Here is a 25748-nt window from a genome sequence, read left to right as displayed (position 1 = left end):
TTTTCTTGATTTATGTATTAATAATAACATGAAAACTTTTTCTTTGCAATATTTTTTCATATTTTTTTCTTAATTCTAGGTTTATACTAGTTTTTTCCATATATAAGCTCATTTTTTATATATAAAAGAAATTTTATTTCATTTTTTTGGTGTTTATTTTCATTTTCTTTGAATACTTTTACAGACACTATCTTTAAATAGTTTCAATAAAAAAACCCATGTACACTATACATAGGTTTCCCAATATTATTCTAAATCCATTATAATTTTTCTTCCACAACATGGACAAAATTCAGTCTCTGAATCTATTTCACTTTCACAATATCCACAAACTATAAAATCATCACATTCATTTTCCAACTCAAACTTTTTACCACATTCAGCACAATATTTATCATTTACATTTCCAACATAACCACATTCACAAGTTACATTACTTTCTGCCATTTCCATTTCATTAATTTCCATATTTTTTTCATAGATTAATTTATCAAGTTCCAGTAACTCATCACAGAATTTGTCAAAACTCTCATCATCAATATAATCTTCTCTAATTTTTTGATATGTCAATATTCCCATTTCCAAGAATATCTTAGCTTTCTTCTCTTGAATATAATCAATCTCTCTATTTAGTTTTGATTTTTCTTTATATAATTCAACTTTAAACTTTCCACTACCAAATTTTTTCTTAATTCTAGAAAATTTATCATCTACTTTATTATTAGTATTTTCTTCCATAAAAATTCCCTCCAATCATATTTAATCCGCTGAGTTTAGCTTATATCCTATTAAAGATATCACAAAACTATATATAAATGAAATTATAATAGTTTGGAATACTTTAAATTGCATTATTAAAGTTGCTCCATAATTAGTTGTATTAAAGAAATTAATATTACTATCGAGTATAAATGTGCTAAATAAAGCCAACATTCCCATTAAAAATGCATAGTACACACTAAATACTATTACAGGCTTGACACTATCTGTACTACACTTAAATCTTAGTTTATATCCATTTAATAATAGTATTAATATAGACAAAGCTCCCATCGCATAAAACATTAATTTAGTATCTCCAAATAAAGATGATGAGCTTAAAGTAAATATTGATACTGTTGAATTTATTATAGTTACTGAAATTCCATTTGCAAAAGCCCACATATAACTGGCTATTTGCGGCAATATAGCAAATAAATTTAATCCATTTAAATAGCTACTCATATCTAATTCATTTAAGTAACTACTATCAGATATAGTTAATACAAATAGTATGACTAATACTAAAACATAACCTAATATAAATATTTTTATAGAATTTGAAAAAAGAGACATATACATATTTTCCTTTTCATAACTTTTTTTATAAGTAGTTATGTATGTACATATAAATCCTAATACAAATCCATTTAAAAGAACACTAAAAAACTCATAACTATATTCTAATGCATATCCATATTCTAACATACTATGTGAACTAGTTTTTACATTAGTAAAAATAGATAAAATAGCTAAAACTAATCCATAAATAATTCCAACTCCAAGAGAATTTGCTAATACAGTTTTTGAATCTATACATCTTTTTCTCATAAAAATTAAGTTTGATATTATTAATCCTAGAATAGGAATTATAAGTAATATTAATAAACCTATATTAGCATTTATAAATCCAGAGCCCATCATAGTAGACATAGATACACTAATTTGACCTAAGTTAAGAGCTAGGATTATATGTGCTGGATTTACCAAATAACTAATATCATTAAATTGAATAGTTATAATAGCTTTAAATATCAGTGCAATGATAAATAATATAAATACAGTTGTAAAGGTTGTTAAAAATACGCCTCTTGTATTTGCGTAGTATGAAAGCTCTTTTATTTTAGATTTCAAGTCTAGTTTTGCTTCAAGTGGTCTTAATGATGCTATTTCATAAAGTTCATTTCCACAAAATTTGCAGTAATTATCTTTAGTACTATTTTCTTTATTGCAACTAGAACAAATTTTTTCTTCTTTATTCTTAAGTGTAATATTGATATTTTTTATTTTTCTAATTGCTTCACCTGTCATTTTGGAATAATTATCATTTGAATAATCCATATTATTTACTTTTTTTTCACTCATTTTTCCCTCCAAGTTTTACTATTGTAAATTATCAAATATAACTATATCATATAAATCTTAATTATACCTTAATTGGATATATTTATCTAATTTATTTATTGTTGTTATTTTTTAACAAGCACTAGTACTTTAATAATTTATTAAGTTTTGTTGTTTATGTTTTATTATGCTTAATTTAAAATTATATATTTATAGACACAATAAAAATAACTTGCATATATCTAAACTAGATAATATACAAGTTATTTATAGTTGTATTATATATAATTATTAAAATTCAGCATTTTTAGGAGTTCTTGGGAAAGGTATAACGTCTCTTATATTAGACATACCTGTCATATACATAATTATTCTTTCAAATCCAAGACCAAATCCAGAGTGAGTAGCAGTACCAAATTTTCTAAGTTCTAAATACCACCAGTAATCTTCTTCTCTTAATCCCATTTCATGAATTCTATCTAGTAAAACATCTTCTCTTTCTTCCCTTTGAGAACCTCCTACGATTTCTCCAACACCAGGAACTAATAAATCCATTGCTCTAACAGTTTTACCATCTTCATTCATTCTCATATAGAAAGCTTTTATATCTTTTGGATAATCTGTAACAAACACTGGACAATTGTATATTTGTTCTGTTATATATCTTTCATGTTCAGTTTGAAGGTCACATCCCCATTCAACTGGATACTCAAATTCATGACCTGACTCAATCAATAACTCTACTGCTTTAGTATATGTTATTCTAACAAATTCAGAGTTTACTATCTTATTTAATCTTTCTAATAAACCTTTGTCTATAAAGCTATTAAAGAATTCCATCTCTTCAGGAGCATTTTCTAAAACATAGCTTATAACATATTTTATCATATCTTCTGCTAGTTCCATGTTATCTTCAAGGTCTGCAAAGACTATTTCTGGTTCTATCATCCAGAATTCTGAAGCATGTCTCCCTGTATAAGAATTTTCTGCTCTAAATGTAGGTCCAAAAGTATAAACATTTCTAAAAGAAAGTGCCATTATCTCAGCATTTAATTGACCACTAACTGTTAAATTAGCTTCTTTTCCAAAGAAATCTTGAGTATAATCTATTTTCCCATCTTCTGTTTTTGGAATATCATTTAAATCCATAGTTGTTATTCTAAACATTTCTCCTGCACCTTCACAGTCACTACCTGTTATGATTGGAGAATGTGCATATACAAAGTTTCTTTCTTGGAAAAACTTGTGTATTGCATATGCAGCTATTGATCTTACTCTAAATACAGCTGAAAAAGTATTACTTCTTGGTCTTAAATGTGCTATTGTTCTCAAATATTCAAGTGTATGTCTCTTTTTTTGTAATGGATATGTGCTATCTGATTCACCTTCTACAACTATACTTTTTGCATGTATTTCTACTGGTTGTTTAGCTCCTTCTGTAGATACTAATTCTCCCTCTACAAGTATAGATGAACTTATTGGTAACTTACCTACTTCTTTAAAATTTTCTACTTTCTCATCAAATACTATTTGCATATTTTTAAAGAAGCTCCCATCATTTAACTCTATAAATCCAAAGTTTTTAGATACTCTAGATGTTCTTATCCATCCAGCTACTTTTACAGTTTTCCCTATGTACTGTTCTTTATCTCTGTACAATTCTTTTACTGTTATAAATTCCTTTTGCATTTTAAATCCTCCTAGTATAATTGTTATTAATTTCTTTTAAATATAATTTCAATAAAAAAAGCCCTTCATCCCTATATAAAGGGACGAAAGACTATTACTCTCGCGGTACCACCCTAGTTGTCATAATGACCTCTTAGTTAAGCAATGCTTAAAGCCTATAACGGTGCCTTCCGTCTAAGTCTACTTACTAAATAAGCTTTCGATTAGAAACTCCAAGATGTTCTTCAATATAAACCTCGTATTGAGCTTTCACCATCCTCAACTCGCTAAAACTACATTTTATACCTACTCTTCTCTTCACAGTATTTATCTTTTATTATTTCTGCTAATTAACAAAATTATACCAATTTATAAATTTTTAGTCAATAAATTTATATAATTGATACTGATTGCTATTTATAATATGAATAGCTCTACTCTACATAACTACAATAAATACTCATTTTTATTACTACTTTATTAATTCAATTTCCAAAATTTTATAATTTACTTCCATTGTCAACCCAGTCTTTTGCTTCTTCGACACCCTTAATTGAGGGTACTGAAACTTTACTATGAGGTTTTAATTTTTCAACATCAGCCCATGCTGCTGTTGACTCATTTCCAACTAAAAGTGGACTTCTAAGTCTTTTATTGTCTTTACCTTTTAATGCTCTTGCTTTTTTATTTTCCAAAACTATCACCTCTATTATTTATTTTGTAATAGTTTTAGCAATTTTTCAAATAAAATTCATAAGTTAAAATTATAATGATTTTAAATCAATAGCATATCTTTTTAATACTTAATTTATACATATTTATATACAAAATATTTATTTCATATACACAAAATACAGAACTATTTTTTTAAATTTTCATATAGATTTCCGATGCCATTTTTTTGATGTCTAATTTATATAATAAAATTAAACTATTTATGGAAGTATAATTTTACATAAGTTCTTATTTATAGAGTATTTGCTATCTGTTGAATTGTGTTTTTTAAATTTAAAATCCCATATCCCTGTGATACATTTGGATATGTATATATGTCTAGTTTTGTAGCCCCCAGTATCAAATACGTTTTTAAAACTTGTGTAAACAATGATAATCTTGGTATATTGTTCTGTTTTTCTAAGTATTCCATTAATAAAGCTAAAACACCTGTGACAATAGAACTACTCACTCCTGTTCCTGTTCCTGTATTATATGTTCCATTTTTATATGTAGATATTATATCTACACCTGAAGCTACTATATCTGGCTTAATTCCTCTTCCTCTAATCGGCCCTTTTGAAGAACCAATCCACATGCTATCAGTCTTATTGTTGAATGTACCAACTGTAATTACATCATCACTAGCAGCATACATAGTTATTGTAGCTACTGAATCAGGGTCTAAAAACCTCGTATCTGGGGCTATCAAGTTTTTATTTGGCAAGTATATGTCATATTCGCCCCCTATTATAAGCTCTGAAGTCAATCTTAAAATCCATACCCCGGGCTTTATATCTCTTAATCTTATCTCCAGATTTTCTTTTCCAGAAGTAATATATGGATAAATAAATCGCATTGCATAAGTAGTATTTTCTAAGTTAAATTTTCCTCTATATATATAAAAGTCTGGAGAATACCTTATATCATGACTAACTTCACCTGAAGGAGATATTATCTGTGCTCCTATTTTATCTGGACCATTCGTATTTAGTGTTATATCAAGTGCATAGTCATCCCCATCTTGTATTATTACATCTTGAACTTCGCCTACACTGCTAAATCTTCCAGAATAATGAATATCTGTATTCCCTTGATTTCCTGCACCACTCACTACTACCACACCAGCACTACTCAATATATTAAAAGTGTCTAATATTGAAGTAGTTGCTACAGCACCTGACTTAACTCCAATAGTCAAATTTATTATCATTGGTTTATTTTCTGTTCTTGCTATATTGGTAACATATGTTATAGCTGCTAAAAAATCTGAAACACTGTAATTTATCCTTCCAGCATAATAAGTATCTGTATATGATTTTAATTTAACTACTATTAAGTCCGATTCTGTAGTAATACCTCTATACTGCGAATTTACTCTTCCATTTCCAACCAATATACCAGAAGCTAAAGTTCCAGTACCTATATTATCTTGACTCAAACTTCCATCATTTCTACTTATGGCTATATTTAACTCACTTCTTGTAAACTCACTTCCAAAAATAAAACCTTCTGGAGGTGGATTTGTATTTGCTTCTTGGTCCCATAAATATAAAACTTTACTAGTTCCATCATCATTTATAAAGTCAGGATGCAAATAATCTATGCCAGAATCTATAACTGCTAATAAAATTCCTCTTCCTGTTATATCATTATATGGATTTTCATAGATATACTCAGTTTCAGCTGCTGTTGTAATGGTTTCTCCACTAGCTACATTATTAGTTATTTCAATTAGACTGCTCATTGGTTCAGATTCTTCCCACCAAGCAACTTGTATTATATTATTTAAAATAGTTTCATCAAAATCTATAGGTACATATATTACTGCAAGTTGACTATTTAAAACCATATACCTATTTATTCCATTTTCTTGGAGTGCAGATTCTATATCACCTTGATAAATTATACAATAAGATTTTTCCATAAATCCCTCCTATCTTAAAACATCAAACATTCCTCTAACATCCAAAAGCCCATATCCAGCATTTGTATTTGGATATTCTGTGTTTGAATCCTTTCTAGCTCCAGCTTGCATAAACGTTTTTATTTTTTGAACGTATGCTTGGTTTGGATATCTACGATCAACAAAAGTATACTGAAAATACATTGAAGCAGCTCCAGCTGCATGTGCAGCAGCTGCTGCTGTACCAGTTATAGTTGCATATGTGTTCCCAGGATAAGCAGCTATTATATTAACACCTGGAGCTACTATATCTGGTTTTAGTCTGTTTTCAATAGTTGGTCCTCTTGATGAACTTTGCCATAAACTACTATTAATAGTATTGTAGGCTCCTATAGTTATTAAATCATCTTGAATAGCAGGATAATTTATAGTATAAAAAGGGTCTACCTCTCTAAATCTAGTTCCACTTTTTAAAAGTGCTCTATTTGGAAGGTATAAATTGTATCTTCCTGTTATAATATAAACTCCTACTAATCGAATCTTCCACACACCTCTTTTTGCATTTTTTAAAGTAATATTAGTAAATTGCTGTCCAGAAAAAGTGGTTGGGTATATATACGTTATAGAATATTCAGTCCCTTCTAAATCAAATAAACCTGTTACTTTATTATAATTTGAAATTCCAACACTTTTACTTTCTTCTCCAGTAGGAGATACTATTATTACATCAGCTTTATCTGGTCTATTTAACCAAAGTTCTAATGATAATTCTTCTTCATCTTCATTTAATTCTAGCTCAACTTCAACAGAGCCTCCCACATATGGTATTATCCCAGATGTATGTGTTTGTGTATTGCCCTCATTTCCTGCTCCTGCTGTTATACATAGACCTCTAGTAAAGAATGCTTTTTCACTATTACTCCTACTAGTTAAGCCTGCCAAACTACTAGTACCTAAAGATATATTTATAACTAATGGTCTTTCAAGTTCAAAAGCTTTTTTATATGCATACTGAGATGCAGCAAATAACATTGCACTATTATAAAACCCCTCTATTTTACCAAGCTTTATTATTATTAGTTCAGCATCTTCTGCTATCCCTGCATATTCATTATTCACATTTCCAAGCCCTGCACATATACCACTTAACATAGTTCCTTGACCAACTTCATCCTGAGATAGACTAGGGTCATTGTCTGCAATAGCCCGATTTATATCTTCTCGTGTATATTCTGTACCAATATAAAAACCATCTGGTGGATTTCCTTCTTTTGTTTGATCCCATAAATATACTATTTTTGAAGTACCATCTGGATAAATAAAATCTTGGTGTAGATAGTCTATTCCTGTATCTGCAATTGCTATTAGAGTACCTCTTCCTGTTATGTTAATATTAGGATTATTTTTAAAGAAATTTACGCCCATTTCTTCTGTTGCAACTACACCTCCAAAAGTACCTCGATTAATTTCTCCAAGTAGTGTCATCTTTGTAGTTGATACCGTTCTTATAATTGAAGTAAGTTGTAAAACTCTCTCTATGCTATTATAATCTGTATTATCTATAGATAGTACACCTAATGAATCACTTATCTTAAAAAATCTTTGACTCATGCCTAATCCAGCTAATTCTTCTTCAAATTCAGGGGTGTGAACTATATCTATTCCTGATAGTGTTCCTGATTGTCTACTTATGCTTCTACTTATATAATTCTCCGTCTCTAAGTCATTATGTATTTGTACATTATAACCATCTATAAGCTCATAATTATTTTCCCTATCTTTAAATGACTTATTAATACTTCTATATCCAATATCCTCTGTTTCTAAGTCTTGATTTATACTAGATAGAGTATACAAATCTATATCTGATAAATTTAAAAAACCAAATCCTGATGAATTATTTGGGTAAGATTGATTACTTAACCTCCTTGCCCCTTTTAGAAGCAATGCCCTTAATTTCTGTGAATACAAAAACAAATCATTTCCATTTACAATTCCCCATTCCATAAACAATGAGCAAATACCTGTAACATGAGGAGTAGCCATACTGGTTCCAGTTAATGCTCCACTTGTACCTCCTGGTAAAAAAGATACTATATCTTCACCTGGAGCTAATAAGTCTGGTTTAAAGACACCTAATTGTGTATCTCCTTCACCAGAAAATATAGATACTATGTCTGTTCTTGAATTGAAACTACCTACTGTTATAACTCTACTTGCTGTTCCAGGAACTGTTACAGTAAGCTCTTGAGTAGGAATTAGAAATCTAGTATTTCTATTTAATCCTTCAGAAGTTGGTAAATATATATTTACATTACCAGTTACTATATCTATTGGTTCAAATACAATTCTCCATAGCCCAGGAGTTATCTGTGTATTTGAACTTAATTGTAGAGTAACTCTTCTTGTAAGAGAATATGGTGCTATAGGATAAAAATAACCAGTTATTCTAGTTTCGCCCAAAGTATTCCTTATTTCACCTGAAGTTAGAGAAATTGCTTGTGTTTGATTATTTGATGGGTTTACTAAATGTACACTAAAATCATCAACAAAATCTGGCCATATATTTATATTTAATATACGCTCTCCTTCCCCAACTATAAACTCAACTTCTTCTGTAGTATTATTTTGAAGCCTAATCCTTTTATGACCACCTTTATCTGCATTATTTCCAGCCGCTACAACTATATTGTTTTTCCAAAACAAACACATATCATCTATATATTGTTCAAATAAAGATGTTCCTCTATGTGAACCTTCATTACTTCCATAACTTATATTTAATGTAACAGGCATTCTTAATTCTAATGCTCTATCTAAAATAAATTTAATTGCCCTCATAAACTCTGTACTTCTTGAAAAAATATCTGTCTGTATATTTCCAACCCTGACCACTATTATTCTGGCATCACTTGCAATAGTTGAACAAATACTTGCAACATGTGTACCGTGTAAACTAGTTGTTGAAATAGGTATATACATATTTCCAGCTATTGCATTATTTATATCTTCATTAGTATATAATGTTCCTTCTCTAAAACCTTCTGGTGGATTTCCTTGAATAGACTGGTCCCAATAATATAATATTTTAGACCTTCCATCACTATCTCGAAATACAGGTAAAGTATAATCTATTCCTGAATCGATTATACCAATTATAGTTCCTTTTCCAGTTAAACCAGTTCTATTTTTAAATCCTGTTATTCCTGTACTTGAGAAACTTTGTGCATCCTGAGTCTGTAATATGAAAGGTTTCTCTATAAATTCAATTTCTGGATAAGTCAAAAGTGTGTTTACATCTTCTTCATTACTTGATGTTATTATTGCATATGATGAATTGAGTATCTCTACTGAGACCCCTAATTCTTGTTCTAATCTTAATATATCTCCATTGTATTTTACAATTAATTCATAATTTATTATAATCACCTCGATTTTTAAAATTATTATTAATGTATATGTTTTCTATAGGTCTAAAATGTATCAGAGTATATAATTTTTGAATTTCAATCATACAATTTATAATAAATATATTTAAAAAACAAAAAATAATGGTACAATTTTAAATAAATTGTACCATTATTTATCTTTATTTTGCCTTGAAACCATTAAATTTTTCAGTGCTTTTTCTAGACCTTTTACAGTCAGTGGAAACATATTAAATTCACTTTGTATCAATCTTTGAGTCTGATACCAATAGCCAATTGAATCCCATCCACCTCTCAATTCTGGATTCAGCCATATAATCTTACTGTACTTTCTTTTGAATCTTTTAAGCCACTCTATACCAGGTGTGTAATTATATGGGCCTCGGTAATTACCACCAATATAAAGTAGCTCAGAAGGTGACATAGAAGCATCTCCAACAATTATAACTTTATAGTTTTTATCTATATTTTTTAATATCCATTCAGTATCAATAGATTTACTTAACCAACATTCGGGTGTTGTAAATAATCTATCATAAAGACAGTTATGAAAATAATATACTTTTACATCTTTAAAATGATTTGATTTACTTACAGACTGAAATAATGTATTACATAAAGTACTATACCCTCTCATTGAACCACCTGAATCCATAAGTAGTAAAAGTTTTACTGTATTTTTTCTGGGCTTCTCAAAAAACAGTTTTAAATACCCTGCATTATTACAAGTCTCTTCAATAGTCTTATCCAAATCAAGCTCTGTCTTTGGAGCATCTATTCTAGTAGAAAATTGACGTAGTCTTTTTAATGCAACTTGAAATTGTCGCATATTTAGAACTTCATCATCTCTAAAATCTCTGTACTTTCTTTCTCCTGCAACCTCAAGAACAGCTATACCATAAGTTGAATTTCCTCCTATACGTATACCAGTTTGTCCCTTTCCTGAATGTCCTAATTCAGAAGTACCTCCTGTACCTATCCAATAATTGCCTCCATTATGTGGAGAATCTTGTTCTTTTATACGCTCCTCCAATTTAGCTCTTAATTCATCAAGATTTATATTTGGATTTTGTTCTAATCTTTCAAACTCTTCTAAATCTATATCTGTTTTTTTAAGCCAATTCATAATCTCTTCTGGAATTTCTTCTTGATGTTCTATACCTTTAAAATACTCTAAAAACACTGCATCAAACTTATCAAAATCACTTTCACTTTTTATCAAAATCATTCTGCAAAGGTAGTAAAAATTCGAAAAATTTGAATAGCAAAGTCCTTTATCCAATGCTTCAATTAAAGTCATCCACTCATTTAAAGATACATCTAATCCTCTTGCCCTCAATAAATAAAAAAATTTAATAAACATAATTATCCAGCTCCTATTAACTATAAACGTCTTTGCATAGATTCAATATCCTCATTATTTTTAAGCAATGTTCCTACAAAAGGAACTTCTTTCTCTATTTTTTCAATAGGAATTCCACTCAGAGTTAATGCTTGTATCCAGTCTATTAATTCTGATGTACTAGGTTTCTTTTGTATCTCCTTTAAGCTTCTAATCCAATAAAAAGTAGTCATTACTTGTTCCAACAGATGTTCTTCTACTTTATCAAAATGTACTTTGACTATTGCCTCCATCATATCTCTGTCAGGAAATTCTATATAATGAAATATACATCTTCTTAAAAAGGCATCTGGAAGTTCTTTTTCTGCATTTGAAGTTATAATAACTATTGGTCTTTGTTTAGCTCTTACAGTTTCTTTTGTTTCATTTATATAAAACTCCATTTTATCTAATTCCCAAAGCAAGTCATTTGGAAATTCTAAGTCTGCTTTATCTATCTCATCTATTAAAAGAATTACTTGTTGCTTTGAACTAAAAGCCTCTCCCAGTTTACCATATTTTATGTACTTACTAATATCATCTACACCTTCTCCTCCAAATTGACTATCATAAAGTCTTTGGACAGTATCATATACGTAAAGCCCATCTTGTGCTTTTGTGGTTGATTTTATGTTCCAAATTACTAAATCTTTTTGTAACTCATTTGAAATTGCTTGTGCTAGCATAGTTTTACCTGTTCCAGGTTCACCCTTAATTAAAAGTGGCTTTTCAAGAGCAATAGCAACATTAACTGATGCCATTAATTCTGGTGATACTACATAATCACTACTTCCTCTAAAATTAGATATCTCTTTTTTTATCATGAATTCTACTCCTTTTAAACAGTATTTTCTAAATGTATATAGACTCTATTACTGTTTTTTATATAAAAATAATAATACAATACATTTGTATAGCATTATTCTAAAATTCTATATCTAAATAAAATTACCTCTAAAATATTTAAATTTTATCTTTATTTGTCATAATTAAATGAAATATATATTTAAAAAACAATAAAAGATAACTTCTTACACAAAATTTAGATTATAAAAACTTACTTTAATCAAAATCATCATTTTTTTCATTTTAGATTATATATGAACATAATGTAATTAATTTTCATTATTTTAATCATAAATATAAAGTCTTCATGTATTTATAATTTCATGTTAATCATACTATATTAATACTGCTTTTTATTGTATAATAAGCTATAAATATTAACTTGAACTTAAATTTAAGTATATCTAAATTTAACAAATATAAGAAAGGTTGTGTTATTTTGCAAGATAAAAAAATTTATTTAAATATTGTACTTACTGTGGTTGTTTCATATATCTTGATTAAAGTTATTGATAATTACAAATATTTCTTTGGAATAGTAAGTCTATTAATGTCATTACTAACACCATTTATAATAGCATTTGTATTAGCATATATATTCAACCCACTAGTAAAGTTTTTAGAAAGTAAACTAAATTTTAAGAGAATGTATTCATTACTCCTTACTTATGGAGTACTTATAATTATACTAATTTCCTTTATATTATTTACAGTTCCATCAATAGTAAGTAGTTTAGCTGATTTAGTCGCTCAAGTTCCTACATATATAGATAAAACAGAGCAGTTCTTATTTGATTTAGGCAAAAGTTTACAATCAGTAGACCCTAATACATTAAAAGAATATGGTGACAAAATTATGAGTGTAATGCCTAAGTTTAGTAACTTGCTTATTGGTTCACTTGGCGGAATATTTAGTACTACATTCTCTGTTGGAAAATTTATAGTACAATTTCTTTTAGGTTTTATAATATGCTTCTACATATTATTAGAGAAAGAAAAGTTCTTATTATTTACAAAGAAGATAGTTTATATTTCCTTAGGTAAAAAGTATGGGGATTTTATAATAGAACTATGTCAGAGCTTGAATTTGAATATTGGTAAATACTTTACAGGTAAGATTCTAGATTCTTTTATAGTTGGATTACTTTCTGGAATTGGTCTTTACTTTTTAAAATCTGAATATGCACTATTATTTGGTACACTTATGGGTATTATGAATATGGTTCCATATTTTGGTCCAGTAATAGGTATGGCACCAGTTGTAATAATTAATTTATTCTCCAATCCAACAACTGCATTAACTTCTTTGATTTACTTAATAATAATTCAACAAGTTGAAGTTACATTTATAGAGCCAAAAATCGTAGGTGGACAACTAGGTCTTAGCCCATTTTTTACAATCTTAGCAGTTACTGTTGGAGGAGGTTTTTTTGGTATACCGGGTATGATTCTATCTGCTCCTGTTATGGGTGTTATAAAGATATATTTCTGTGAATTTGTAAATCGTAGACATGATAAAATACAAATGGAATAAAAATACAATTTAATTACGATTTTGTAATCAAAGGTTACAGCTGTGTAACTGTAATATTATTCTCTTTAATGGTAATATTTAATTATAGGAAACATACAATATTATTAAGTAATGAATCTTATATAATTAAATTCGAAAGAGGGTTTTAGTATGAAAAAAGCACTTATATCTTTATTAGTTTTATCTTGTTTGTTATTAACTGTACCAGTAAATGAATCTTCTTATGCTGATTCTCAAAAGAATGTTCCTGTAAGCCAGAATGTTAAATTGACTCAAGAACAAGCTAAAGAACTTTTAGTAAAATACAACAATAAAGTTGATTACATATATCAAGGAAATGCTAGCGATTTCGAAGCATTAAAAACTAAAAATCTTAATGGTTATGTATTTTTACCAGATGCAGATGGTGACATCGGTTACTTTGTAAATGAAAATACTTCTGAGATATATTACTTCCACCCAAGTGGATATCTTGAATTAGTTAATCAACAACAAAATAATAAATAACTAATAAAAAATGGATGCAAATTGATATAATTTTAGCATCCATTTTGTTTTTATTTTAAAGTTGTTTCTTTTTCTACACTTTAAGTATTTTTTTAATCCTGTGCTTGCTCTTTTATAAGTTTCTTTATATCTACAGCAGGCTCATCTTCCATTTTTATAACTTTCCCTTCCCATGTTCTAAGCATAACATAATCTGTTCCTTTTGATACAAGGTATTGTGGAAGTAATGGAGTCTTTCCTCCTCCTTTTGGAGCATTCACTATATATGTTGGTATAGCCATTCCTGATGTATATCCTCTTAAATACTCCATGATTTCAAGACCATCATCTACTGATGTATTGAAATGTTTTGTTCCCTTCACATGTTTACTTTGGAATATATAATAAGGTTTTACTCTTATTTTTAGTAATTCTTGATTTAAACATCTCATTACAAACTTATCATTATTTATACCATTCAACAATACTGCTTGATTTCCTAATGGAACTCCTGCATTTGCTAATTTTTCACAAGCTTCTTTAGATTCTTTGGTTATTTCCATTGGATGATTAAAATGAGTATTTATATATACAGGATGATATTTTTTTAGCATATTGCAAAATTCATCTGTAATCCTTTGTGGCATTGTAACAAGAGTTCTAGTACCTAATCTAACATAATCAACATGTGGTATCTCTTTAAGTTGACTAAGAATCCATTCTAAATAATTATCTTTTAATGTAAGTGCATCTCCCCCAGTAACTAGTACATCTCTTATTTCTTCATTTTCTCTAATATAGTCTATAGATTCTTGGATAATAGCTTTTGACTTATGAGAATCTTGTTGACCAATATTTCTTCTTCTCTGACAGTGTCTACAATACATAGCACACTCATTTGTTACATTTATTATTAGTCTATCTGGGTATCTTCTAGTTATACATCCTGCTGGATTTGTATATTCTTCTCCCATTGGGTCCAAATCCTCTTGTTCATCTTTCAATTCTATATGTGTCGGTATAGACAGTAATTTTATTGGGTCACATATATCTTCTGGGTCTATCAGACTTAAATAATATGGAGATATTGCCCATCTAAATTGAGTACCAACCTCTTTTATATATTCTTTTTCTTTCTTAGTTAGAGTTATAATCTTTGATAAAGTATCTACATCTATTATTCTATTTGATAGTTGCCATTTGTAGTTATTCCAATCCTCTTCTGTTCCATTTAATATACTTAATATTTTCTGTTTTCGTTTATTTATTTCTTCTTCCTTTTCAAGTCCTCTGTTAATCGTTTTTCTAGCCTGAATATAATCATCAATTTTTGATTTTAGTTCAGCAGCTCTCTCTAAGGATATTCTAGTTTGTTCATTCATAATTTTTTGCTATCAAAATTAACTACTTATATTATTTGATAGCGTCCTCCTTTCTGATGTGTTTATATCATTCTGATAGGCAAATTTGATTTTGCCATATAGATTTTATAACAAATGAAATTGAATTAATTTTTGCATTTTTTTTATTATTTCACACATTTATGAATATTTTTCAACCTTCGTCAATAAATTACAATAAATTATGCATTTTTTTTAACAAATGATTAATTTTTTCTATTTTTAAGAATTATTTTATCATAAAACGATTATATTTTCAAGATTATTGAAGTTAAAATTTTAATAGAAAGTAAAGTATTTCATCAAATAATAAAAACGGAGGTTTATTATAATAAATTTCTTCGCCTTTTTGTTTATTTAATTAAATCATAGTAAAATAACTCTAACTCTTAAGAAGTGACTTTATTATATTGAGCCCTTTTTCTAATTCTTCTATATCTTTTGGAGCTGTTACACAAATACGAATTGCTTTTGGCACTGTAGAGTTTCCCACTGAAAATCGTTCAGCACAATATACTTGAACGCCTAGATTTTTTGCAGACATTTCAAATGACTTTCCATCCAATTTAGTAAAAAAAGGATGGTATAATTTCTATCATACCATCCTTTTTTTATTTAATTTTTTACTCTTAATCCGTATATAAATCTACCTTACATTTATAGTGTCACTATTTTGAGAGTTATTACCATTATAATTTGCAACAACATAAATATCTAAATTTAAGTCTCCTTCAGGGATATTTATAGTATGCTCATTACCCTGTATATCACTTTGATATAAAGTAAATTCTCCATCTCCATTAGTATTATTTTTTATATATATACTGTAAGTACAATCCTTATGGGATACGCTACTCCAGTTAACTCTAATAACATTATTATCTCTATCAACATTAGCTGATATGTTTTCAACCTTCATATCTTGAATGTTGTCATTATTATTTGAATTTCCATTTCCATTAGTAATATTTATTACATTACTTGGCTTAGTTGTATCTGAATCTTTATTTCCTATAACATAAATATCAAAATCTACATTTTGATTCTCTTTTATTTCTACTTCTATAGTAGCATATACTTTTTTGGATTTACCTAAATCACTTTCATTTATAGTTATAGATTTAATTTTCTTAAATGATTCTCCTGACAATTTGTCTTTAAGATATATATCATAATTAAAGACATCTTTCATATAATCCCACTCAAGTTTAATAATAACTTTATTATTTACTATTTTATGTGAACCTACTAAGTTTTGTATATAGTCATTCGTTATAGTTTCTTTGACTACTTTTACTGTTATTATCTTAGATTTATCTCCACAAGTTATCCTTACTCTATCTTTACCTTCTCTAAGTCCTACTATGCCTCCATCATTACTTAGACTTATTGCTCTTTCTACAGGTAATTTTGAATCTACCAACTCATAATATATTTTTGGTGGCTCTAAACCAGGCGGAGAAGTTATTATATCTGGTTTTAATTTTTCATTTTGGTCAACTTCTATTTTTACATCATTTATGTTTATTCCATCAACTCTAGCTTGAATTCTAAATGTTCTCTCAACTTCTTTATTTCCACACTTAGCATATATTGTTGCCTTTCCAACTCCAACTGCGCTTACTTTATTTCCTTTGATTTTTAAAACATTTTCATTACTGCTCTTATAAATTGGCTTATATGATTTTTTAAACTTCTCATAATCAACCTCTATTGTACTTTCTATAGTAGCACTATCACCAACATGTTTTAAATCTCCATTAATCTCCATATCTAGTGATTCTACCTCTGGGTTTACTACTTTTATAGTAGCCTTTTTTAATACTCTTGAATTTTTCATGATACCCACAGAAGAATACCCAACCTTTAATGCTGTCATCTTATTTCCATCTATTTTTAAAGTTCCTGAATTATCCAATACATTAAACCAAATATTTGGCTCTTTAGCATATGAAGGAACCTTAATATATTCACCAGTAGACAAAGTAACTGTTTCATTTAATTTTACTACATATTTATCTATATCTTTAACATATTCCCCATCTACAATTTCAATTTCTACTCCTTTTACCATTGGTCTAAGTATTCCAAATTTAAAAAGGTAGTACTGCGCAACAAGCAATATAGGAATAGATATAATTATGGCAATTTTTCTGTATTTCTTATTTTCTACAAATCTCATCTATCCACTTCCTTTTAGCTCAATATATAATCATTTGTTTTGTAAGCAATCTACCTAAGTTAAATATTGGGATAAACTGGAAAATTATTATATTTCAGAATATCCCTATACTAATTATAAACCATAAATTTAAAATTTAAAACTAAAATTACTGTTAATTTCTTACTATTACAATAGTCTAATTTTAGTGAAATAACATTTGTCTTGTCACCTAAAAAGTTATATAATTAATTCAAAAGAAATTTATACTTATATTATATGAGGAGGATTTTGAATTGGAAATCAATTACAAAAAAAGAAATTTCAAAGTGTTTGCTAAAAGAAAAAACATTGAAATTTCTGTTCAAAGGTATCTTATTGATGCACTAAGTTACATGGCACTCGGTCTTTTTTCTTCCCTTTTAATTGGAACAATTTTTAATACATTAGGAGATAACTTCAATATTTCTCTTTTTACTGAAGTTATAAGTCCTCTTGCTAAACAAGTTACAGGTCCAGCTATAGCAGTGGCTATTGCATATGGGCTTCAGGCACCTCCCCTTGTACTATTTTCTTGTGCACTTGTTGGAGCTTGTGGTAATGAATTAGGAGGTCCTGTTGGAGCATTTGTTGCTACACTTTTTGCAGTAGAGATTGGAAAATTGGTTTCAAAAGAAACAAAAGTAGATATATTAGTTACACCTGTTGTAACAATACTAACTGGAGTACTTGTATCTGAATTTATTGGTCCAGCTGTCTCAGTATTTATGACTTCATTTGGAAACATAATAATGCAAGCTACAACTATGCAACCTATAATAATGGGAGCTCTAGTCTCTGCACTTGTTGGAATAGCCCTTACATTACCTATAAGTAGTGCAGCTATTTGTATGATGCTAGGTTTGGGTGGTCTTGCTGGTGGAGCAGCAACTGTAGGTTGTTGCTGTCAAATGATAGGTTTTGCTGTTATGAGCTTTAGAGAAAATGGAGTTGGTGGTCTTGTAGCACAAGGTCTTGGTACCTCTATGTTACAAGTCCCTAATATAATAAAAAATTGGAAAATTTGGATACCACCTACTGTAGCTTCAATATTGCTTGGACCATTATCTACAACAATATTTAAAATGGAGAATATTCCTATTGGTTCTGGTATGGGTACTTGTGGATTGGTTGGACAATTTGGAACGGTAACTGCTATGCAAAGTGCTGGAAAAGGAGGTATAGTTATGTGGATTGGTATACTTTTACTTAACTTTATACTTCCTGCTATTGTGACTTTGTTGATCTCAGAATTTATGAGAAAAAAAGGTTTAATAAAACCAGAAGATTTAAAACTAGATGTATAAATTAAAAACTACTCCTTTTACTTATATAAAAGTAAGGAGTAGTTTTTTTTATGAAAATTCCAACATTTTTTTTAATAACCAATCCATAGAGCCTTTTACTTCATTCCAAATCACTACATTTTCATCATAATAATATACAGCTTCTGCCTTTTCTTCTTCTGTAACAAATTCTCTACCAAAAGCATTTCGCCAGTCTAATAAATATAATCCAACATACTTATTTTTACTTCTGGCAACCTTAATAGAATCATTTGCTAAAAATACACTTTTATTTTTAAAGTAATAAAGAGCTTTACTGTACATCCATGTGGCAGATTTTTCTTCTTTATAAAGTTCAAACAATTTATTGACTGAAGTCCTATCATTTAATCTAATTAATATATTTAGCAATTTATATCTTATTCCTTGCTCATCACTAGGATTAATTTCTATTAAATATTCCAATACTTTTTTGGACTCTTTTAAATTATTAATACTTTCTAATTTCCTAGCAAGAGATTCAAGTGCTATCATATAGGCTCTGGTAGATAGACCTTTCCAAAATCCAAGTTCTTTATCTTCTTTAGTAATCATACTTTTTCCGATATTTACAGCTTCCTCCATATACCTAATTGATTCAATATCACTATTAGCATCTTGTGATAACTTAATATATCTTTTATACAATATTTTCTTTTTTTCTAAATCTAAATCTATAGACTTTGATTTAGAATTCGTCTCTTTTACCCAAAATTCCACATTGGAAATAGCTACAGTATCTTGATTTAAAAAGTCAATACTACAAACATCCTTTATCAAAGATGATTTATTATTTATAGTGTTTAAAGAAACACCTATTTGTTTTGAAAACTCTTTTTTTGTTATATGTAGTGGATGTTTCTTATTATATAAAAGATTTTGCTCTAAAACTATATTTAGTATAGCTGAAGACCATATATCAGCTCTAGAAGAATGAATTATCTCTTTATTATTATCTAAAAGGTTTTGCAAAATTTTAAAACTTATATCTTTGTATTCTTGATTTAAATTGGAGTTGCAAAATCTGTTTATCTTGTCCTTAATTTCTTCTATCTTGCTTGTCATGACTCCTCCTCCATATTTTACATATATAAAACTAGTGCTACAAACTCAAGATCTTCTTCTCCTATATTCTCTATAGAATGTTCTTCACCATCAGCTGTATACACTACATCACCCTCATTTACTTCTACAAATTTCCCATTATCAAATACTTTACCTTTTCCCTTTAGTATATAATACACTTCAAAATCTGTTGTATGGTCATGCACACCAATTGAACTTCCTGCTGGTAAAGCTATTCTTTTAAACAGTCTTCCTTTTCCTTTAAGCTCTTCAGTTTGTATTATGTTTTCAAGCTTAACCTTTCCAATACCACCATTTAAATTTTCTTTTACTTCTACTTGTAATTCGGATTTTTTTCTTATCATAGCTCATCTCACCTGCCAAACAATCAATCTAACTACTAAATTGGCATATCCTTTCCATAATATGTTTGTATTTTAATATAATAATAACATATATTATCATAAAAAAATATTACTGAATATACAAAAATGATACTATTTTTACATATACTTCAACTTAATTAAATTATCTCACAAGTTGACGTCTCTATGAAAAAAACATATACTCATATAGTATGGTAAAATTTTGTTAAATTATTTATCTGGAGGTTCTCGACATATGTCAGTTTTAAAAACTCAAGAAAAACTTAAACAACCTAAAGATTTATATTTCTGCTGTTCAATATTTACCTTTGTGGGACTTGCATACTATGGTATGAAATTGGTATTATTATTGTTTTTAGCTGAACAAGCGTCTAAAGGTGGTTTAGGATTAACGCCAGCAGAATCTGCATCAATGCTTGCATCTTTTTTAGCATGGACTTATTTTTCTCCAGTTATTGGCGGATGGGTCAGTGATAGATTTCTAGGTCCTAAAAACTGTATCATACTTGGAATGATAATGGTTTCAATTGGTTATTTTTTAGGATACACAGCAAATAGTAAAATGGATATAAACATTATGATATTCCTCTCTGGATTAGGAATAGGTTTTTATAAAGGAAACTTACACACTATGGTCGGAAATTTATATACAAATGATGACCCAAGAAAAGATGGAGCTTTCTCTATTACATATATGGCTACTAATCTAGGTACATTGTTTGGACCTTTAGTATGTGGTTTAGTTGCTAATGAATGGTTCGCTATGAAAAGTGGAACCTCTATAAGTATTTACGGATATAGATATGTATTCCTATTTTCATCAATTACTGTTCTAATAGGCTTATTATTCTTTATATTCGGTCACAAAAAGTTTTATAAATCCTTAAATAATGAATTCAGTAATGGAAGAGAATCTATAAAGAAATCACTAGAATATAAGAAGATACTAGCTTCAAAACCATTAACTTTAATTGAGAAAAAAAGAATAATAGTAATATTGGTATTAGCTTTCTTCACAGTATTTTTTTGGATAGCATATAACCAAGCTTCTATGTCTATTGCACTCTATACAAAGGAACACATAAATCTTACTGTTGGCAATTTTCAAATCCCTACTTCATGGATAGATTCATACAATGGTCTTCTTTGTGTCATTCTTGGACCTATATCTGCTCTAGTATGGGTAAAATTATCTCAAACTAAAAAAGGTGATTTAAGTGTCCCTAAAAAGATGAGTTTAGGTTTTATACTATTGGCTATAGCCTTTTTATTTATGATAGTAGCAGTTATACAGACAGGAACAGACCCTAATTCAATTCATAAGGCAAGTGTATTTTGGGTAGTTGGATTTTTAACATTCCAAAGTATAGGAGAAATTTGCTTTTCTCCAGTTGGATATGGCATGGTGAATAAACTTTCACCTGAAAAGTATATTTCATTCTTAATGGGTGTTTGGTTTTTAGGTAAATTTGCAGCAAATAAATTATCTGGTTATACTCAAGCTATTATAGACCAACTTGGTATGTTACAAGTATTCATAGTGATACCATCATTTTTATTGATATTTGGATTTATACTGCTTATAATGAATAAAAAATTAGTAGAATTATCAAATTAAAATTTTTTCTAAACTTAATAAAAGATATAACAAAAGGGGCTGTCTCAAAATAGAGATAAGCTTCTTTTTCATTGTTGAAATGATAAAAATATATTTTATTTCATACAAAAAAGTGTGCCTCATAAACTAAAAAATTCATTTTGAGACACACTCTTTTTATTATATCTAGTTACAAACTATATAGCCCTAGTATAAACTTTTAACCATTCTCTTTCTTCATCAGTTAAGAAAGGTGATATTTTATCATAAACTAGCTTATGATACCAATTTAAATAATCTTTTTCATCTTGATTCATCAATTCTGGAACTATACCATCTAAGTCAATAGGAGCTAATGTAACAACTTCAAATTCCATAAATTGACCATAGAAATTCTTTTCAGCTTTTCTAACTACTATCTCATTCTCTGTTCTTATACCATGAGAACCTTCTATATATATACCTGGTTCATTAGTAGTTACCATTCCTTCTTCAAGAACTGCACTATCAAATCTTTCAGGTACTACTCTCCATCTAAATCCATTTGGAGCTTCATGAACATTTAACACAAATCCTATGCCATGTCCAGTTCCACATTGATAATCTATTCCCATATTCCACATACAACTTCTAGATAATATGTCTAGGTTATATCCTCTACAACCATGTAAGAACTTAACCTTAGAAAGATTTATCATACCTCTTGCTACAGAAGTAAAGTGTAATTTTAATTCATCACTTATAGGTCCTAATACTGTAGTTCTAGTTATATCAGTAGTTCCATCATAATATTGTCCACCTGAATCTACTAAAAATAATCCTTCTGCTTCTAATTTATAATTTGACTCTGGAGTTGCACTATAGTGCATCATTGCAGCATGCTCTTTATATGCAGCAATTGTATTAAAACTTGGCTCAAAGAAACCTTCTTGTTCTCTTCTTAAGTCCTCTAATTTTTGAGTAGCACTTATCTCAGTGATTTCCATCTTACCTACATTTTTCTTTAACCAGTACATAAATTTAGTAAAAGCTACACCATCTTTTACATGTGAATTTCTTATATTTTCTAATTCTACCTCATTTTTTTGTGCTTTAAAGAACATTACTGGATTAAATTCATCAACCTTCTCAACTTCACAAGGTATATTATTGTAAATTGTATAGCTAAGTTTAGTTCCATCTACTAAAACTTTTTCAGCTTTGTCTATAGTTTTTACAAACTCATACACATCATTATATGGCTTTATTTGAACATTTTCTTTAGCTAGCTCACTTAATATTTCTTCATTTAATTTGTTTTCATCAACAAATAAATAAACTTCTTTCAAAGTTATTACTGCATAAGAAAGAACAACTGGATTGTATTTAACATCTCCTCCTCTTATGTTAAACAACCATGCTATATCATCAAGAGTAGTTATTACATGAATAGAAGTACCTTTTTCACTCATTTTTTCTCTTAATCTAGCTAACTTTGAACTAAAACTTTCTCCACAGTATTTGACATCTAATAAAAATGCTTTACTATCTGATAAAGCAGGTCTATCTGACCATATATTATCTATTAAATCATATTGATATTCTATCTTTATACCTTTTTTAGATAATTTTTCAGCTAATGTAGCTCCTTCTCTAGCAGATATAACTCTACCATCAAACCCTAAAGTTCCACCTTCAGGAATATTTGTATATAAATATTCGTCTGTAGTTGGGCACCCTTCTTGTCCCATTTTGAATAATTTTACTGTACTTCCTTCTAATTGAGACTCTGCCTGTATGAAATATCTTCCATCTGTCCATAATCCAGCTTCATCTTTAGTAACAATAACTGTCCCAGCTGAACCATTAAATCCTGATATAAATTCTCTTGATTTGAAGTAATCTCCTACATATTCACTTTGGTGATTATCAGAAGATGGAATCATATAGGCATCTATATTTTTTTCTTTCATAAGTCTTCTTAATTCACTTAATCTATCTTTTATATTCACAACAAGACCTCCTCAAAATAATAGTTTAATAACTAAATATATAAGTATGTAAAGTTTATTACATAAATATTTTTCATATAATTTATATAAATCTTATACACTATAATTATCACAATTATAATTTTAATTATAATACCTATTTGTGTAAAGCTTTTTTTCATAATCAAAGAGGAAATTACATTTTATTTTATATTTAAATGTAATTTCCTTATATTTAAAGTAATTCATCTATTTACACTAATTCGTCATAAATTATTTTTCTTTTGTTAGTAAATCCATAGCCATTAATCTTGTTAATATATTTCTTATTCCCAATAATATTAAGCCAAATATTATCAAGACTATTGCTATTCCACCAAATATCTGTAGAAAACCAAGTGTAGCTGTAAAACCAGCAATCTTTCCTGATAATAAGCTTGCAAAAAAACTTGTTAGATACCATGCCCCCATAGATAATGTAGCGTACTTAGCTGGAGCTAATTTATTAAACATCGCAAGTCCTATAGGAGATAAGAATAATTCACCTACTGTTGTAAATATATAAGTCAGTACTATAAACAATATACTGGCCTTTACCATTCCATCTGGCCCATTAGCTAATGTAGCAAATACCATGACTATAAACCCAACACCCATTATTATCATTCCTAATCCCATTTTAACTGGAATAGAGAAATCACCTCTTTTGGTATTAGATAATTTAACCCATAAAGCAGCTAATACTGGGCATAAAGCCACACATAATATAGCATTTAATGACGTAAGCCATGCTACTGGCATTTCAAATCCAAATAGAGTTCTATTTACATTATCCCTTACATAAATCATAAACGAACTTTGTGTTTGATAGTATGCTGTCCAGAATAAAACCACAAATAAAAATAAAACGACCATTGCTATTATCCTATTTTTCTCTAACTTAGTAAGTGGCCCATACTCAATTTTTTCACCTTTATTACCTTTAGTAACAGGATATTTTCCAACTTCTTTTAATAATTTTGGTGCAAGAAGTGTAAATATAATCATACCTAACATCATTCCTATACCACAAATTAAAAATGCCATCTTATATCCATAAGATACTATATCTCCACTTGCTCCTCTTACTGCAAATACATTATCAGAAAGCAATCCACATATTATTGGAGCTATAAATGCTCCTACATTTACTGCCATATAGAATAAACTGTATGCTGCATCTTTTCTTGACACATCAGTTTTAGGATATATATCCCCAACTATATTTGAGCAACTTGATTTAAAAAAACCATTTCCTAAAATAATTATTGATAGACCTACCCAAACCATCGCAATAGATGTAGATGAAGCAAAGAGTACAAAGTCGCCTATTGCTATTAAAAGTGCACCTATAGAAATACATTTTTGTTGACCTAAAACTTTATCTGCTAACCAGCCACCGACTAATGGTGTAAGATATATAAGACCTGTAAATAACCCAAACATAGATGTTGCTTCTTGAGTAGAAAGACCCAAACCACCTTGAGCTACGCTTGCTGTAAAAAATAATACCAATAAAGCTGTTAAACCATAATAACTAAATCTTTCCCATAAAATTGTCATGCAAATAAGCCAAAAACTCTTCGGATGACCACTTTTTTTAGATACGCTTTCTGTACTTGACATAAAAAAAACTCCTCCTTTTGTTTTATAGTTAAATTTAATATTAAGATTGATTTAACCATTTTAGCACATACTTA

The 25748-nt window shown here is 28.7% G+C and carries 19 protein-coding genes and 1 other annotated feature; of the genes, 4 read left to right on the top strand and 15 right to left on the bottom strand.

The window, feature by feature from the left end:
* Window positions 1-246: 246 nt before the first annotated feature.
* The 8 genes from KGF39_RS09480 to KGF39_RS09445 form a co-directional block, all read right to left on the bottom strand.
* Window positions 247-738 carry a zinc ribbon domain-containing protein gene (locus KGF39_RS09480; protein WP_227822116.1) on the bottom strand — a complete coding sequence of 164 codons (492 nt, stop codon included), beginning with the start codon at window positions 736-738 and terminating at the stop codon, window positions 247-249.
* 21 nt (window positions 739-759) lie between these two features.
* A complete protein-coding gene (locus KGF39_RS09475) occupies window positions 760-2124 on the bottom strand; it encodes a hypothetical protein (protein WP_227822115.1) in 1365 nt (454 codons plus the stop codon).
* Between the two features lie 270 nt (window positions 2125-2394).
* A complete protein-coding gene (asnS, locus tag KGF39_RS09470; protein ID WP_107594657.1) occupies window positions 2395-3792 on the bottom strand; it encodes an asparagine--tRNA ligase in 1398 nt (465 codons plus the stop codon).
* 76 nt (window positions 3793-3868) lie between these two features.
* Window positions 3869-4102, bottom strand: a binding site (T-box leader).
* A gap of 169 nt (window positions 4103-4271) precedes the next feature.
* Entirely contained in the window at window positions 4272-4475 is a 204-nt protein-coding gene (locus tag KGF39_RS09465) for a CDIF630_02480 family spore surface protein (RefSeq protein WP_227822114.1), read from the bottom strand.
* A gap of 263 nt (window positions 4476-4738) precedes the next feature.
* Complete coding sequence (gene cspC / locus KGF39_RS09460; protein ID WP_227822113.1) at window positions 4739-6412, bottom strand: bile acid germinant receptor pseudoprotease CspC; 1674 nt, start codon at window positions 6410-6412, stop codon at window positions 4739-4741.
* A gap of 9 nt (window positions 6413-6421) precedes the next feature.
* Window positions 6422-9820, bottom strand: coding sequence for a bifunctional germination protease/germinant receptor pseudoprotease CspBA (gene cspBA, locus KGF39_RS09455; RefSeq protein WP_227822112.1), 3399 nt, complete (start codon window positions 9818-9820; stop codon window positions 6422-6424).
* Between the two features lie 150 nt (window positions 9821-9970).
* Window positions 9971-11182, bottom strand: coding sequence for a VWA domain-containing protein (locus tag KGF39_RS09450; RefSeq protein WP_227822111.1), 1212 nt, complete (start codon window positions 11180-11182; stop codon window positions 9971-9973).
* A gap of 20 nt (window positions 11183-11202) precedes the next feature.
* The gene (locus KGF39_RS09445) at window positions 11203-12024 is read right to left on the bottom strand and encodes an AAA family ATPase (RefSeq protein WP_227822110.1); all 822 of its coding nucleotides are present in this window, start codon (window positions 12022-12024) and stop codon (window positions 11203-11205) included.
* Window positions 12025-12485: 461 nt separating this feature from the next.
* Between KGF39_RS09445 and KGF39_RS09440 the strand changes: the two genes are divergently transcribed.
* Entirely contained in the window at window positions 12486-13580 is a 1095-nt protein-coding gene (locus KGF39_RS09440) for an AI-2E family transporter (RefSeq protein WP_054274279.1), read from the top strand.
* Window positions 13581-13730: 150 nt separating this feature from the next.
* A complete protein-coding gene (locus KGF39_RS09435; RefSeq protein ID WP_227822109.1) occupies window positions 13731-14087 on the top strand; it encodes a hypothetical protein in 357 nt (118 codons plus the stop codon).
* A gap of 92 nt (window positions 14088-14179) precedes the next feature.
* Here the strand turns inward: KGF39_RS09435 and eam are convergent, their stop codons facing one another.
* The 3 genes from eam to KGF39_RS09420 form a co-directional block, all read right to left on the bottom strand.
* On the bottom strand, window positions 14180-15448 hold the full coding sequence (gene eam / locus KGF39_RS09430) for a glutamate 2,3-aminomutase (RefSeq protein ID WP_227822108.1): 1269 nt from the start codon (window positions 15446-15448) through the stop codon (window positions 14180-14182).
* 400 nt (window positions 15449-15848) lie between these two features.
* Complete coding sequence (locus KGF39_RS09425) at window positions 15849-16031, bottom strand: hypothetical protein (RefSeq protein WP_227822107.1); 183 nt, start codon at window positions 16029-16031, stop codon at window positions 15849-15851.
* 81 nt (window positions 16032-16112) lie between these two features.
* Window positions 16113-17648 (bottom strand): hypothetical protein, encoded by a 1536-nt coding sequence (locus KGF39_RS09420; RefSeq protein ID WP_227822106.1) that lies wholly within the window; start codon window positions 17646-17648, stop codon window positions 16113-16115.
* A gap of 275 nt (window positions 17649-17923) precedes the next feature.
* Between KGF39_RS09420 and KGF39_RS09415 the strand changes: the two genes are divergently transcribed.
* Window positions 17924-18973 carry a PTS sugar transporter subunit IIC gene (locus KGF39_RS09415; protein ID WP_227822105.1) on the top strand — a complete coding sequence of 350 codons (1050 nt, stop codon included), beginning with the start codon at window positions 17924-17926 and terminating at the stop codon, window positions 18971-18973.
* Between the two features lie 48 nt (window positions 18974-19021).
* Here KGF39_RS09415 and KGF39_RS09410 read toward each other — a convergent pair whose 3' ends face one another.
* Window positions 19022-20056, bottom strand: coding sequence for a DUF6398 domain-containing protein (locus KGF39_RS09410; RefSeq protein WP_227822104.1), 1035 nt, complete (start codon window positions 20054-20056; stop codon window positions 19022-19024).
* Window positions 20057-20073: 17 nt separating this feature from the next.
* Complete coding sequence (locus KGF39_RS09405) at window positions 20074-20421, bottom strand: cupin domain-containing protein (RefSeq protein WP_054274286.1); 348 nt, start codon at window positions 20419-20421, stop codon at window positions 20074-20076.
* Between the two features lie 256 nt (window positions 20422-20677).
* Between KGF39_RS09405 and KGF39_RS09400 the strand changes: the two genes are divergently transcribed.
* Window positions 20678-22060 carry a peptide MFS transporter gene (locus KGF39_RS09400; protein WP_227822103.1) on the top strand — a complete coding sequence of 461 codons (1383 nt, stop codon included), beginning with the start codon at window positions 20678-20680 and terminating at the stop codon, window positions 22058-22060.
* Between the two features lie 176 nt (window positions 22061-22236).
* On the opposite strand, the gene KGF39_RS09395 is transcribed toward KGF39_RS09400, so the two are convergent.
* A complete protein-coding gene (locus tag KGF39_RS09395) occupies window positions 22237-24030 on the bottom strand; it encodes an aminopeptidase P family protein (protein ID WP_227822102.1) in 1794 nt (597 codons plus the stop codon).
* A gap of 252 nt (window positions 24031-24282) precedes the next feature.
* Complete coding sequence (locus tag KGF39_RS09390; protein WP_227822101.1) at window positions 24283-25674, bottom strand: peptide MFS transporter; 1392 nt, start codon at window positions 25672-25674, stop codon at window positions 24283-24285.
* Window positions 25675-25748: the final 74 nt, after the last annotated feature.

The sequence above is a fragment of the Clostridioides sp. ZZV14-6345 genome, from assembly GCF_020657775.1.
GTDB classification, from domain to species: Bacteria; Bacillota; Clostridia; order Peptostreptococcales; family Peptostreptococcaceae; genus Clostridioides; species Clostridioides difficile_D.
Note: the sequence above shows the minus strand (reverse complement) of the source record. Positions and strands in the feature narration are given on the sequence as shown.

Excerpts from the sequence above, each read along its gene's own strand:
- KGF39_RS09475 (WP_227822115.1), bottom strand. The coding sequence starts at position 2,124 with ATGAGTGAAAAAAAAGTAAATAATATGGATTATTCAAATGATAATTAT.
- KGF39_RS09400 (WP_227822103.1), top strand. The coding sequence starts at position 20,678 with ATGTCAGTTTTAAAAACTCAAGAAAAACTTAAACAACCTAAAGATTTA.
- KGF39_RS09435 (WP_227822109.1), top strand. The coding sequence starts at position 13,731 with ATGAAAAAAGCACTTATATCTTTATTAGTTTTATCTTGTTTGTTATTA.
- KGF39_RS09410 (WP_227822104.1), bottom strand. The coding sequence starts at position 20,056 with ATGACAAGCAAGATAGAAGAAATTAAGGACAAGATAAACAGATTTTGC.
- KGF39_RS09390 (WP_227822101.1), bottom strand. The coding sequence starts at position 25,674 with ATGTCAAGTACAGAAAGCGTATCTAAAAAAAGTGGTCATCCGAAGAGT.
- KGF39_RS09450 (WP_227822111.1), bottom strand. The coding sequence starts at position 11,182 with ATGTTTATTAAATTTTTTTATTTATTGAGGGCAAGAGGATTAGATGTA.
- KGF39_RS09420 (WP_227822106.1), bottom strand. The coding sequence starts at position 17,648 with ATGAGATTTGTAGAAAATAAGAAATACAGAAAAATTGCCATAATTATA.
- cspC (WP_227822113.1), bottom strand. The coding sequence starts at position 6,412 with ATGGAAAAATCTTATTGTATAATTTATCAAGGTGATATAGAATCTGCA.
- KGF39_RS09480 (WP_227822116.1), bottom strand. The coding sequence starts at position 738 with ATGGAAGAAAATACTAATAATAAAGTAGATGATAAATTTTCTAGAATT.
- eam (WP_227822108.1), bottom strand. The coding sequence starts at position 15,448 with ATGAATGAACAAACTAGAATATCCTTAGAGAGAGCTGCTGAACTAAAA.
- KGF39_RS09445 (WP_227822110.1), bottom strand. The coding sequence starts at position 12,024 with ATGATAAAAAAAGAGATATCTAATTTTAGAGGAAGTAGTGATTATGTA.
- KGF39_RS09405 (WP_054274286.1), bottom strand. The coding sequence starts at position 20,421 with ATGATAAGAAAAAAATCCGAATTACAAGTAGAAGTAAAAGAAAATTTA.
- asnS (WP_107594657.1), bottom strand. The coding sequence starts at position 3,792 with ATGCAAAAGGAATTTATAACAGTAAAAGAATTGTACAGAGATAAAGAA.